The sequence below is a fragment of the Porphyromonas sp. oral taxon 279 str. F0450 genome (genome assembly GCF_000292995.1).
Lineage (GTDB): Bacteria > Bacteroidota > Bacteroidia > Bacteroidales > Porphyromonadaceae > Porphyromonas > Porphyromonas pasteri.
Map to the genome: position 1 here is coordinate 1 of NZ_ALKJ01000044.1, position 12,701 is coordinate 12,701.

Sequence of the window (12,701 nt, forward strand, 5' to 3'; positions counted from 1 at the left end):
CCCCCTGCCTATATGATTTCTTGCCTTATATGGCTGGCGGTACTGATATGCTTACCTCTGTCTGCCCTTCGCTGGGGCATCAGCCCACTCCCTCAGGTAGAGGCGTGCGCACATCTCGGCGTCATCGCCAGCACGGTGGTGTGTGCCGCGAGTGATCTGGAGCTGGTCGCAAAGGGATGCGAGCGAATTGCTCTCGAAGTCATAGATCTGCCGTGCACGCTTCAGCGAGCAGTCCCACTTCAGCTCCCCAAGCTCGATCTTGTAGAGCTCGGCCGTACGCTCCAGACAGCTGCGGTCGAAGGGAGCGTTGTGGGCGACGAACGTGTCGAACTCCTCCAGATACTCGTGGGCAATCTCTTCCCACACGTCGGCGAAGGAGGGCGCCGTGGCGGTATCCTCGGGGCGGATGCCGTGCACTTGGATGTTCCAATAGGCATAGGCATTGTTCTCGGGCTGTACGAGCCACGAGCGCGTCTCGATGATCTCGCTATCACGGACGACGCAGATACCCACCTCGCAGATGGAGCTGCGCTTCTGTGTAGCCGTCTCGAAGTCGATGGCGATGAAGTTGAGCTTGCTCATTCCGTAGGGTGATGGGGGAGCTTAGTGCGTGCGGGTCATGTCCTCGGGGACGATGAGGATGAAGTCTGCCATACCGCGGTAGGCTTCTTCGAGGGCCTGGACATCCTCCTGCAGGACGGTCGTGATCGTCACGATGCGCGTCTTGGGAGCATAGCGACGTAGGTAGGGGATGATACCGCCATTCTGCAGGGAATGATAGGAGCCGTTGAGGTGGAGGAAGGTGTGCTGAGGGTGGAGGTGCTGGCTGATGCGGTAGCCCATGGTGGCATCCTTGATGGCTTGAGCCTCCTCGAGGTAGCGCTTCTCCTTCTTCTTATCCCCGTGGACGAGAGCGCCCATAGCGGCGAACATCCCTGCGCTCTGCTCTGTGGACTGGAAGGCAATGGGTAGAGGGGGTAGATAGCGCTTGGCCTCGGCACTAAGCGAGTCGAGAGCTGGAAGACCCTTGCGATTCACCAGATCGGCATAGCGACGGGGTACGTTCGTCGCGATGACTCTGAGACCATGGTCCTTGGCAAAGTAGACGACGGGATCATAGTCCGTCTCATAGTTCGGCCACAGGCGAGCCTCGTCGCCGTAGCTCTTGGGGCTGATGGTCTTGGCGAGGTACTCATCGAGGATCAGCTGGATATCCGCCTCGAGCATCTCAAGCCCGAGGGTGAGGTTCTTCCCCTTACGCTGCTGCAGGGCCTCGAGGACACGGAGCTGCATCCAGTGGCTGATGGGATTGTTGTGCAGCTCCCCGAAGAAGACGACATCGGCACCAGCGGCACGTGTGATGATCTTGTCGAAGGTGACGGGACGCCCGACGGAGTCTACGAGGCGGTAGGCGACGGGCTCAGCAGTCTTCTGTGCTGATGCAGAGAGGGAGAAGAGAAGCCCCGTGAGGAGCAGGGTGAGGGTACGGAGGAGTTTCATTGCTTGGGGACAATCGAATAGATGAGGTGGCGCTGAGGGCTGAGGATCGTGCGGAAGGCGGTGCGGAGCTCCTCGGGTGTGATGGAGCGAAGGATCTGCTCGTACTGAGCGAAGTCCTCGAGGCGCTCACCGCTACGCACGAGGCCAAGGAGCATATCTTGCCAAGGAGCCAGATCGCTCTCGGTGAGGGCTTCGCGCTTATTGATGAGGAAGGTGCGGGCGATGTCGGCTATTTCGCTGGGGCTGGCGAGCTTCGTCTGGAGGTCTTCGACCAGCTCCTCGATGAGCTTGCAGGCCAGGGGAGCATTGCTACTCTTCACAAGCGTCTCGAGGCGGAACCATACGAAGGGCTCGGGCTTCGGGCGGTACTCCATATAGAGGTAGGGCGAATAGATGATACCCGCCTCGGAGCGCAGACGATCGATGAGACGACTGCGCAGGAGCTCACGCATGAGCTTGAGGCGTAGGCTACCGCGTAGGGTCGGCTCGTAGGTGCCGTAGTAGACGTTGTGCAGCGCCGTCTCGTCGCCAGCATCGATATCCTCGAGGGTATAGTTCTCTGCCGTGAGCTGGCCCTGAGAAGGGAGGGTGGGCTTAGCGGGGCGCTGGGGAAGGTCAGCGAAGACACCCGAGATTTCCTTGAGGAGAGCTTCGCTGTCGAAGCGCCCGACGACTACGATCGTCATCCCCTCGGTGCGCGTCCACAGGTCGGTGTGGAAGTCGATCATGTAGGGGAGGCTGAGGGCACGTGCTTCGGCTTCGGTCTTGGGTTCGCGCTGAGGGATGTAGGTGCCGAGGATGCTATCCAGACGGCGCTGTAGCTTGCGCTCAGGGTCACGGGCAAGCATTTGCTCCAGACGGCTGGGGCGCCCGAGGGCGGAGATAAGTGATTCGCGTGACTCCTCGAAGTCTGCTGTCGCAGCCTCGGGGTGCAGCATCTTCTCCTTCATCAGGCGTAGGAGGCTGTAGGTCTTGCCCGTGGGAGCAGTGCCGAGGAGTGCACCCCAGTCCATAGCTTCGGTGAGGGTGAGTGCTACGCCGTGGTCGAAGAGGAAGCTATCGAGCTGCTCACGGGGTAGGGTAGCGATACCGCCCAGCTCTATGTAGGCAGCGAGCGAAGCCACGCGGGGCTGCTCGTCAAGCGGGATGTTACGTAGGCCCGAGGGGTGGTTGATAGCGATCTTCACGACAGAGTCCGCCTCGGGGAGTGGGCGCAGGATGATGCGGATGCCATTGGGAAGATAGGCCTCCTGCACGCCGAGGTCGGGGTGTAGCTTTGACGAACGGAGCTGTGCCGTGGAGAGCTTCTGTGGGGGAGTGAGGAGCTGTGGGATGGCGCTCTTCTTCTCTTCGGTAGCCTCATCCGAAGGCGGAGTGAAGGTAAGGCGGGTGCGCTGGGCGGAGAGTCCGCGCTGGATAGCACGCTCGATGGCGCCACGCTGTGGGCGCGCTGTCTCGGGGAGCTGCGCATTGTGTGTGAAGCTCGCCAGCTTGCTTGGCCCCATGAGGTAGCGGTAGAGGCGGTCAAAGGTGGGGCGGAGATCGCTGGCACGTAGACCGTCGATGCGACGCTCAAGCTCCTTCTTCTCTGCCTCCTCGGTGAGGAAGTGATCGCCGTGGAGGATCTCATCGGTGTAGTAGTCGCACCAGCCAGCCGAGGGGGTATCGCCTGTGACGACGTATAGGGCGGACTTCGCACGCTCCTTGAGGAGGGTGAGTTCGCGCTCCGATATCGTGCCTCGTCGCAGTACGCTCAGTGCCGAGATAGCTTCGCGGAGGTCACGGAGGATCTCGGCCGTGCGACTGCCTTCGAGGGTGAGGGAGAGGTGGCTTGTACGGCCCAGATACCAGCTGTCAGCGAGCTTAGCGCCACGGAGCTTATCCAGGCGGTGGCTCCATGCAGCGAGTGCCATGCGGTGGATCTTCTCCGTGAAGAGCTCGGAGAGCGTCCGTGTGGGGAGGGTCTTGTGGGGGAAGATGAGGTCGAGGGTCGCTGTGCGAATGAGGGTGTCGCTATGGCTCTCGAGATGTAGGCCACGCGGGTAGTGCAGCTCTGGCTCGATATAGGTACGGGCTGGGGTGGTGGGGGCGGCGGTGAAGGTCGCGCGTAGTCTCTTCTCCGCGGCGTCGAGGTCGAAGTCCCCGACGAGGACGATGGTCGCAAGGGATGGACGATACCAGCGATGGTAGAAGCCACGTAGGCCGCTCGCCGTCGCACGGTCGATGTCTTGTGCCGTGCCTACGGGGAGGCTACGGCTGTGGATGCCCGTGCCGACCTTCAGCGCGTAGAAGGGATCGGTCTGTACGTAGGCGCGTATCTCCTCCTTGATGATGCTGCGCTCCTGCTCCACCTCGAGGCTGTCGAGCTGTAGTCCCGTGAGCCAATCGCTGAGGATGAGCGCCGTGCTATCGAGGACGTGCGGCTCATCGGTGGGGAGGGAGATCATATAGACGGTGCGGTCGTGACCTGTCATAGCATTCAGCCCGACGCCGTAGCGTGTGCCGAGACGCTCTGCGTAGCGCTTGATACCGCCCGAGGCAAAGTGCTTCGTTCGGCCGAACGCCAGATGCTCGATGAAGTGTGCATAGCCTGCTTCGTCGGGACGCTGGGTGCAGGAACCCACACACATAATGAGGCGTGCCTCCATCTTCTTGCGTGGCTGAGCATTGTGCCGGAGGATGTAGCTCATCCCATTGGAAAGCGTCCCTCGTCGCTCTTGGGCGAGAGCGGTGCAGGCGAAGGAGAGGAAGAATAGGGTAAAGAGGAGGGTGAGCCCTATGAAGCGGAATCCCTTCCTCTCCACACGGTTGGTCGGTGTGTATACGTATCTCTCTATTGCCATCAGATGCTACTTTTCGCTAATAGATAGAACGCCGTAGGTATGCCCTCCGGTTGTCAATCCGCCAAATATCCCTATTTCTTGGTAACTCTACGCCCTGCCGTGGTACGAGAATGGAGTCGCAGACCTTGGTCTACGGCTCCATATTTATATCGTGCTTCTGCAGAGGAGAGCATCGGGATCAGAAGAGGCGGGGCGCATCGCCCAGCTGGTCGCTCAGCTCTTCGGACGAAGCTGTGCTGGGGCACTCCTCATAGGAGAGGCGGAAGGTGCAGCCCTCACGGAAGGCGGAGCAACCGAAGGCCGCACGACCTCGCAGAAGGGTACCCTGCTGACACTGGGGGCAGGGCACGCCCGTGTCGACGGGCAGGGTGGGGGCAGCTGGCTGAGGTGCTGGTGCCGGTTGTGGGGCAAGGACAGACTGCACCAGCTGGTAGAGCATCGCCTTGAGATCGTCGATGAAGACCTGCGTCTCCAGCTCACGACGCTCGATCTGACGGAGCTTGTACTCCCATTCGCCCGTGAGTGCAGCGCTCTTCAAGAGGTCGTAGTTGATGAGCTTGATGAGCTGTCGGCCCGTCTCGGTAGCGTGGATCTGGCTGCGCTTCTCCTTGACGATGTAGCCGCGCTTGAAGAGCGTCTCGATGATGTTGGCTCGTGTCGAGGGGCGCCCGATACCATTCTCCTTCATTGCCTCACGGAGCTCTTCCTGCTCGACGAACTTGCCCGCGGTCTCCATAGCACGCAGGAGCGTCGCTTCGGTGTAGTACTTCGGGGGCTGGGTCTGCTTCTCGCGTAGCTCGGGGATGTGCTCGCCCGTCTCGCCTTCGGTGAAGGTCGGGAGGAGTGCTTCGGATGCTTCTCCGCCCTCTTCGCCTTCCTTGGCTTCGCTCGCCTCGGTGGGTGTCTCGGTCTCGAAGACCACACGCCACCCTGGCTCAAGGATTTCCTTCCCCGAGGTCTTGAACTTCACCTTGCCTGCTGTGCCCTCGACGCTCGTCGTACTGACGAGGCAGTCGGGGTAGAAAGCTGCGATGAAGTGGCGGGCGATGAGGTCGAAGACCTTCGTCTCCGTCTCGGAGAGCCCCGAGGGCGACTGCCCTGTGGGGATGATAGCGTGGTGGTCGGTGACCTTCTTGTTGTCGAAGACCTTCTTGCTCTTGCGGATGGGGGCGCCACTGAGGAGCGGGCTCACCAGATTGAGGTAGGGTGGGATGACGAGGCCTCGCAGGATACCTGCGACCTTAGGATATAGGTCTTCGCTGAGGTAGGTGGTGTCGACACGAGGGTAGGTCGTCACCTTCTTCTCATAGAGCGACTGCACGGTGGCGAGCGTCTCTTCGGCGCTCATACCGAACTTACGGTTGCACGCTACCTGCAGGCTTGTCAGGTCAAAGAGCTTCGGAGCGGACTCCTTGCCGTCCTTCTTCTTGACACTGGTGATGGTGAAGGGCTCGCCCGTGATGCTTTGTAGGGCAGCGTCGGCCTTTGCCTTGTCGCTGTACTTGCCCTTGTCGGCGCTGAAGATGACCTCGCGGTAGCGGGTCTTCAGCTCCCAGTAGGTCTCGCTCTTGAAGTTCTCGATAGCCTCTTGGCGCTCGACGATGAGGGCGAGGGTGGGGGTCTGTACGCGTCCGATGGAGAGGGGTTGCTTGCGGTCGCTGCCACCGTAGCGGAGGGTGTAGAGTCGGGTGGCATTCATCCCGAGGAGCCAGTCGCCGATGGCGCGCGCTAAGCCCGCCTCATAGAGGGACTGGTAGTCGGAGCTGTCGCGGAGCTTATCGAAGCCCTCGCGGATCGCTTCGTCGGTGAGGGAGGAGATCCATAGACGGCGCACGGGTACCTTACAGCCCACCTTCTGGAGTACCCAGCGCTGGATGAGCTCCCCTTCTTGCCCAGCATCACCGCAGTTGATGACCATCTCGGCGCCTGCGACGAGCTCGCCGATGACGGCGAGCTGCCGCTCATAGTGCTCGATGGGTATGGCCTTGATGCCGAAGCGCTCGGGGATCATAGGCAGGGACGCCAGGCTCCACGCCTTCCACCCCGGCGTATAGTCGTGGGGCTCTTTCAGCGTGCAGAGGTGTCCGAAGGTCCAGGTCACAGCATACCCGTTGCCTTCGTAGTGGCCGATACCTTTGTCGGTCCTACGGACAGTGGCTCCGAGGATATTCGCTATGTCACGTGCCACGCTGGGCTTCTCGGCGATGCAGACGATCAAGATAGTATGGAGTGAGGGGTGAGACGGGCTGGGGCGATGGTCGATGTGAGTAGGTGCAGCGCAGCTGATGTGCCGCAGAGGAGTGCCCTGTCGGTGGGCTGATCTCCGAATGCAATAGGCATAAAAGAGAGAAACATCCCAAGATCACTTAAGTGAATCTTAGAATGCCTCATCAAACAAATACACATCAAAACTATGGAAACCTATTGGAGCGGAAGACGGGACTCGAACCCGCGACCCTAACCTTGGCAAGGTTATGCTCTACCAACTGAGCTACTTCCGCATTTCAAATTTGCTCTGGGAGGTTTGCCTTTCCCTTTTGCACTGCAAAGGTACGACGAAGTTTTGAATTGACCAAATGTTCGGCGAAATTTCTTGCAATTTCTCATCTCACTCCTCGCCCAAGGTGAGATGATCTGCCTCTTTTTCAGATGTAGATGCAGATTACTAGGTAGAATAAAATGGCTTCATTTTGAGGGAATTGGAGTGAAGGCCCGTAGGAGGGTGGTGTGAACCTATATTGGTCGATGGGCGAACCTATATAGCTTCACGCAGCGACCTATATTGGTCTGCATCTCGACCAATATAGGTCCACCCGCTGACCAATATAGGTTCGCTCCGCATACCAGTAGTGTTGGAAGTAGGATTACTATTCCTTCTCGGTGCCGACAGCCTGCGCTTGAGGAAGCTTCTGCGCGTCTTGTCCAAGCGCCTTTTCCTCTCGGGCAACCCTACGCTCCAGCTTTTTGATGTCATCAGCGGGTGGCAACTCTTCGGGCTTTATTCCTCGCTCACCAAGCATGCTACGTACACTTTCATTATTCTGTACATGCTCTTGCGTTATAGGTAGCTCGCCATGGAGATCTTTACTCTCGACATTATAGTTGGTCATTTCGGTTGCAAGGTTCTTTGCTGCTATGGTGAGGGTCGGAAGGAAGTCTGCGAGTGGTCTATTGGCCTTAACCCCCAACTTTTTCTTCATAGCATCCGTTGTGAAGCCTCCGAATAGAGCCTTGTCGCCCTTCGAGCGTATGCGTCCAAATCCTTTCTCGTCGACACCACGCTCGTAAATGTTCTGAGACAGTTGCTTCTCCGAGATCCTTAGTCGATCCCGAGTTTCCAGGCGAGAGATGAGGTTAAGGCGCTCTTCGATGAGCTCCGCTTTTCTTGTCTGTAGCGCAAAGTAGCTTTGAGCAAAGGCTATCTCTTCTTTCTTGGGGTCACCATTCTGTGCGATGAGGTAGCATGCGTAGCGAGTGAGCATAAAGTCGGAGACACTACGTCTCCCTCCTTTCCCGACTTCGATCATTTTCGTGACCTCACGAAAATGATCGAGATCGTTGCCCCCATTGGAATTGCATGAGGTGATCGCTCTTTGGATAGCAACTGCAAAGTTCTCCCATCGAGCGTAGCCTAATAGCTCTTGAAGTTCACGAGCATACCATACTTCGATATGCGTATGCTCCCCTTCGATCTCTATGCGCTGAGCGATAGCATCGAAGCTGGATTGGTATTGGATGATGCGGGCCTTATCCATGTCCTTCTTGTTGATTGGTTTGTATCCAGTGCGTCATGCCTGTTTGTGACGGAGCCTATATGATAATGCTCCCCTATTACAATAGCTGGGCTATGTCGTTGATGTAGGGGGCTGGTGTATTCCGATGCGGTATTGATTAGACGTCCGTGTCACGACTGACAAACAAAGGTAGTGATAATCTAACCAAAGAGAATCTACGGTAAAGAGGAGTGGATTAAGGATTTAGCTTCGGATTACTCTCTGAGGTGATGGGAGATATTGCCTTGACTGCACGCACCAGTAGAGTGTATGGTCTTCGGAGAGAAGGGACGCTTTTTAGGGCGAAGCAAACATCCTTATTATTATGCGATTAGCGCGGAGCTGTGGAGGGATAAAATGAACCAGTACTGGTCGCTGAGCGGACCAGTACTGGTAAGCAATAGTGACCAGTACTACTTCGTGTCGTGACCAGTAGTGGTCTGATCGCCGACCAGTACTGGTTGCTTTGAGAAGGAATAGTGGAGTGAATTGCCTCCTCCCATGATTTTGCGGTAGGTGTATAAGCACCACGCCCCACCATCCGCTGTGGGATGGTGGGGCGTGGCGATAGTGGGTGTACCCCCGAGCAGAATCGAACTGCTATCTAAAATTTAGGAAATTCTTGTTCTATCCGTTGAACTACGAGGGCTCATCTCCTCTTGCACAGAGTTCTTGTAGCGCTGAGATGCGGGGCAAAGATAGTCATTTTATACTTGCACCCTCGGTGAGTAGCCGCGAGGTCAGAGGCGGAAGAAGTAGTTCAGCGTCGCCCCAAAGTACATCTCCGACGATTGTACATAGGTCGAGCCACGCTTGCTGCTCCAGAGGTTGCCCAGTCCGTAGACGAAGCGCCCTTCGAGTTCGACGCGCTGACGCTTGCCGATGGGGATGCTTATCCCAGGCCCGCCACCGAGCCCCCAGAAGAAGCGATCGCGCACAGCCATACCGTGGCGGGTGGAGTCCAGTGCGGACATATTCGCCTCGCCTGAGCTGGTAGCTGATTCGCCGAGCTGGTAGCCGAAGAACGGCCCTGCATTGATGAAGATGCGGATATCTCCCGAGCGGAAGTAGAGGTGCGTGAGTAGGGGGAGCTCAAGATAGTCAAGCGTGCGGCTGTAGCTCGTGGCGAGGGCATCATAGCGCTCCTGCCAGCCACCACGGCGGTAGTTCAGCTCAGCCTGCAGTGATGCTCCGCGCTCGATATCGTAGCGTACGGCGATACCCGCGACGGGCCCCGTGTGCAGACGCTGACGTACCGAGGGGACGAAGGTGAAGCGACTGGCAGTCATCCCACCATGCACGCCGACGGATACCGACTGAGCGAAGGGCTCCTTCGTCGTCTGCGCACTAAGATGCGCTCCTGCTACTGCGAGCAGGAGGCATATCAAGACGAGACTCTGGCGGAGGGAACTAATGAGCTTCACGCGTGATAGCACCTGAGCTGGGGTAGTGGACGAAGAAGAAGCGGGTATTCGTGTACACGTTCGCCTCGTCGCTACGCTGGAGGTAGAAGTCGAGCTGGAGGCCGTCCGAAGGGATGGACGACATGCTGTTGATGAAGTTGCGGCCGTACATCGAGTAGGCGCGGATGAAGTAGCGTGCCAGGTCATAGCCGAGGACGCTGTACTTCGGATAGGAGTTGCTGACCTTGTGGCTGAACCATCCAGTGAACTGACTCAGGAAGTCCTTCGACTCGGTAAGCGTAGGATCGAAGAAGAACGTCGAGTAGATGGTCGTGTTGTAGCGACGCAGGCTCTGCTGGAACTGCGAGCCGTAGGCCTGCCACTGAGGGTGGCCGAAGAGCGTGACGCCACTCGTACGCGTGCCGATAGCAGCCATAGTCGCCATCGCGAGGTTGCGGTCGGGAGAGACGGGTACGACGACAGCGTCAGAGCTGATACCTCCGACGGCACCACTACCTACCTGTATGGAGCGGAAGGGCAGACCTGCGTGGCTGAGTGCCGAGCGGAGCTGGCTGACGAAGCCGTCTTCCGTGTCGCCAGGGCGTGAGGCAAAGATGACTTCACGACCCTTGTACTTCTGCAGGAAGGCGGGGACGACGCGATCGATGATGGTGGAGGTGTGGGCATTGGTCAGGATGACACGGCCTTCACCCGTCTCGAGGTGGCTGGCCTTGCTGAAGGGGATGATATAGTAGTTGTATCCTGCAGCTGCGGAGATAGCACGGATCTGCCCCTCAGTGACACCACCGATGACGAGGTCCTTACCACGGAGCTTGCCAGCATCGATGTAGGCATTCAGCGCTTCATCGTTGGGTACATCCAGCGTGGTGAGCTGCATAGAGATCCCAGCTTTCTTGAGCTGATACATACCGAGGAGGAAGCCTTCGTAGAACTCGACGAAGTGCTTGTCCTTCTTCAGCGGTAGGAGCATGAGGACGCGCGTCTGCGAAGCGGCTACCTGTGAGGGCAGGCTGCTCTCGCCTTCGTCGCTCTTAGGCGCAGTGGTCGTAGCGCTGTCACCCTTAGCACCAGGGATGACGAGCTCCATGCCGACCTTGACGGTGGAGGAGGTTACCCCAGGATTGGCGCGCAGGAGGTCGGCCAGGTCAATGCCGTAGCTACGGCTGATGCCATAGAGCGTCTCGCCCGTCTCTACGCGGTGCTTCTTCGGGCTCTGCGAAGAGGACGAAGCTGCGGAGGTGGTGGCAGGTGTAGCGGGAGTAGAAGGGATGAGGAGCTTGTCGCCGACCTTGATCTGCTGGCGGGCCCATGGGTTGAGCTCGTAGACCTTATCGATGGCGACACCGTAGCGACGTGCGATGCTATACACCGTCTCTTCGCGCTGGACCTCGTGCTCACGGATGCGTCGCCCGCCCTGGGCGCTGGCACCTACATATATAAGGAGTGCGGTCGATAGCAAGAGGAGTGCGCGGCGGCAAGTGTCGGAGAGGGTCATCTGTCTATACTTAGTCTTGTGATGAATATGGGGCAAAGGTACTTAATCGTGTGCAAATGAGCTCGGAGCTACTCGGTAGAGCTGACGTAGTCGGTGACTCCAGAGGTGGTGAAGGAGGCCATCTCACGGAGCATTCGCGCAGCCGAATCGAGGATAGGGAAGGCGCAGATAGCCCCCGTCCCCTCGCCAAGACGCATGCCTAAGCGCAGGATGGGATCGGCCCCGAGGTAGCGTAGGAGACGAGCGTGCCCCGCCTCATCCCCTGCATGTCCATAAAACGCATAATCAGTGACTGCTGGGTATAATGCCCGTGCCATAAGTAGGCAGGCCGTCATGATGAAGCCGTCGACGAGGAAGGCTACGCGGCGCTCTGCTGCACGGAGCATCGCCCCGACGGTGACCACCATCTCGTAGCCACCGAAGTAGCGGAGTATAGCTTCGGCATCCACAGGACCATGGTAGTTGTCCACAGCCTGGCGGAGGATGGCGAGCTTGTGCTGTACGCCGTCGTAGTCAAGTCCGCTCCCACGACCCACACATTCCTCGAGAGGAAGGTCGGTGAGGTAGTACATCCAGAGTGCCGAGGTAGAGGTGTTGGCGATGCCCATCTCACCGAAGGAGAGGAGCTTACACCCGCGGTTGATGGCTTCGTCTACTGAGACGACGCCGATAGAGATAGCGCGGTCGACCTCCTCCTCAGTCATCGCAGACTCGTGGAGGAAGGAGCGGGTACTTCGGCGGATCTTGCGGTGGATAAGTGCTGTTCCTTCGAGGGGGAACTCGTGATCTACCCCGACGTCGACGATGTGCAGAGCGAAGTCATGCTGTCGGCAGAGGAAGCATATCCCCGCTCCACCACGTAGCATGCTGTAGACGACCTGATGGGTGACCTCGCGCGGGCTCTTGCTCACGCCCTCGGTCTCGATGCCGTGGTCGGCAGCGAAGACGAAGTGCTCACGTGGCGAAAGGCTGGGCTGTAGGGTGTCTTGGAGTGCGGCGAGGCGTGCGGCGAGTGTCTCGAGCTTGCCCATGGCGCCCAGAGGCTTGGCGATCTGGTCGATGTAGCATTGGGCGCGGTAGATCTCTTCCTCGGGGATGGGGCGGATATCGAAGTCTTGCATTGTGGTAGGGAGTAATTCGGGTGAGTTCAGCCCTTGACGGTGAGGGGAAGGCCACTGACCATCAGGGTGACGCGGTCTGCGCGGGCGGCTACATGCTGGTTCATCCACCCCTGTAGCTGGGTGAAGAGGCGCTGTGTGCGGGACTCGGACATGCCGCCCATGCCCAGCTCATTGGTGACGAAGATGAAGGTGGCGTCCTGCTGGACGAGCGTGTCGAACTCCTTCTTAAGGGCTTCGAGCGCCTGATCAACGTCTTGCTGCATGTCGAAGAAATAGTTCGTCGCCCACAGCGTGATGCAGTCGATGAGGACGACGCGCCCCGTGAAGTCGTGCTTGGAGGGGCGGATGTCCTCCTCGATGTTCGTCCATTCAGGGCCGCGACGCTCCTGATGACGCAGGATGCGCTGGCGGAACTCTTCGTCCCAGATGCGGGCCGTCGCCAGATAGACGGGCTGCCTGCTGAGGCGCAGAGCTTCGCTCTCGGCATAGGTGCTCTTGCCAGAGCGCTCGCCGCCGGTGATGAGATGAATGTAGCTCATAGATAG

At 58.6% G+C, this 12,701-nt stretch carries 9 protein-coding genes and 2 tRNA genes; all 11 read right to left on the reverse strand.

The genetic code is table 11. The annotated features are described in order from the left end of the window. Positions 1-51: 51 nt before the first annotated feature. The 11 genes from HMPREF1323_RS08095 to HMPREF1323_RS08145 all read right to left on the reverse strand — a co-directional run bounded on the left by HMPREF1323_RS08095 (position 52) and on the right by HMPREF1323_RS08145 (position 12,695). Entirely contained in the window at positions 52-582 is a 531-nt protein-coding gene (locus tag HMPREF1323_RS08095) for an exonuclease domain-containing protein (RefSeq protein WP_009433682.1), read from the reverse strand. Between the two features lie 21 nt (positions 583-603). Continuing rightward, positions 604-1,500: a ChaN family lipoprotein gene (locus tag HMPREF1323_RS08100; RefSeq protein ID WP_009433720.1), complete on the reverse strand. Its 897-nt coding sequence runs from the start codon at positions 1,498-1,500 to the stop codon at positions 604-606. Then, positions 1,497-4,304, reverse strand: coding sequence for a M16 family metallopeptidase (locus HMPREF1323_RS08105; protein WP_044124260.1), 2,808 nt, complete (start codon positions 4,302-4,304; stop codon positions 1,497-1,499). Before HMPREF1323_RS08105 ends, HMPREF1323_RS08100 begins: the two co-directional genes overlap by 4 nt. A 217-nt stretch (positions 4,305-4,521) precedes the next feature. Continuing rightward, entirely contained in the window at positions 4,522-6,561 is a 2,040-nt protein-coding gene (locus tag HMPREF1323_RS08110; RefSeq protein WP_009433703.1) for a DNA topoisomerase 3, read from the reverse strand. A 207-nt stretch (positions 6,562-6,768) separates the two neighbouring features. Then, positions 6,769-6,844: transfer RNA gene (locus tag HMPREF1323_RS08115), tRNA-Gly, on the reverse strand. Positions 6,845-7,210: 366 nt separating this feature from the next. Further along, a complete protein-coding gene (dinD, locus tag HMPREF1323_RS08120; RefSeq protein WP_009433691.1) occupies positions 7,211-8,098 on the reverse strand; it encodes a DNA damage-inducible protein D in 888 nt (295 codons plus the stop codon). A 595-nt stretch (positions 8,099-8,693) separates the two neighbouring features. Then, positions 8,694-8,765: transfer RNA gene (locus tag HMPREF1323_RS08125), tRNA-Arg, on the reverse strand. Positions 8,766-8,856: 91 nt separating this feature from the next. Beyond that, a complete protein-coding gene (locus HMPREF1323_RS08130; RefSeq protein WP_198004380.1) occupies positions 8,857-9,540 on the reverse strand; it encodes a porin family protein in 684 nt (227 codons plus the stop codon). Further along, complete coding sequence (locus tag HMPREF1323_RS08135; protein ID WP_009433721.1) at positions 9,527-11,035, reverse strand: LysM peptidoglycan-binding domain-containing protein; 1,509 nt, start codon at positions 11,033-11,035, stop codon at positions 9,527-9,529. The genes HMPREF1323_RS08130 and HMPREF1323_RS08135 overlap by 14 nt, the downstream gene beginning before the upstream one ends. A gap of 68 nt (positions 11,036-11,103) precedes the next feature. Next, positions 11,104-12,156 (reverse strand): nicotinate-nucleotide--dimethylbenzimidazole phosphoribosyltransferase, encoded by a 1,053-nt coding sequence (gene cobT / locus HMPREF1323_RS08140; RefSeq protein WP_009433686.1) that lies wholly within the window; start codon positions 12,154-12,156, stop codon positions 11,104-11,106. A 26-nt stretch (positions 12,157-12,182) separates the two neighbouring features. Further along, a complete protein-coding gene (locus HMPREF1323_RS08145) occupies positions 12,183-12,695 on the reverse strand; it encodes a bifunctional adenosylcobinamide kinase/adenosylcobinamide-phosphate guanylyltransferase (RefSeq protein WP_009433694.1) in 513 nt (170 codons plus the stop codon). Between the last annotated feature and the right edge of the window lie 6 nt (positions 12,696-12,701).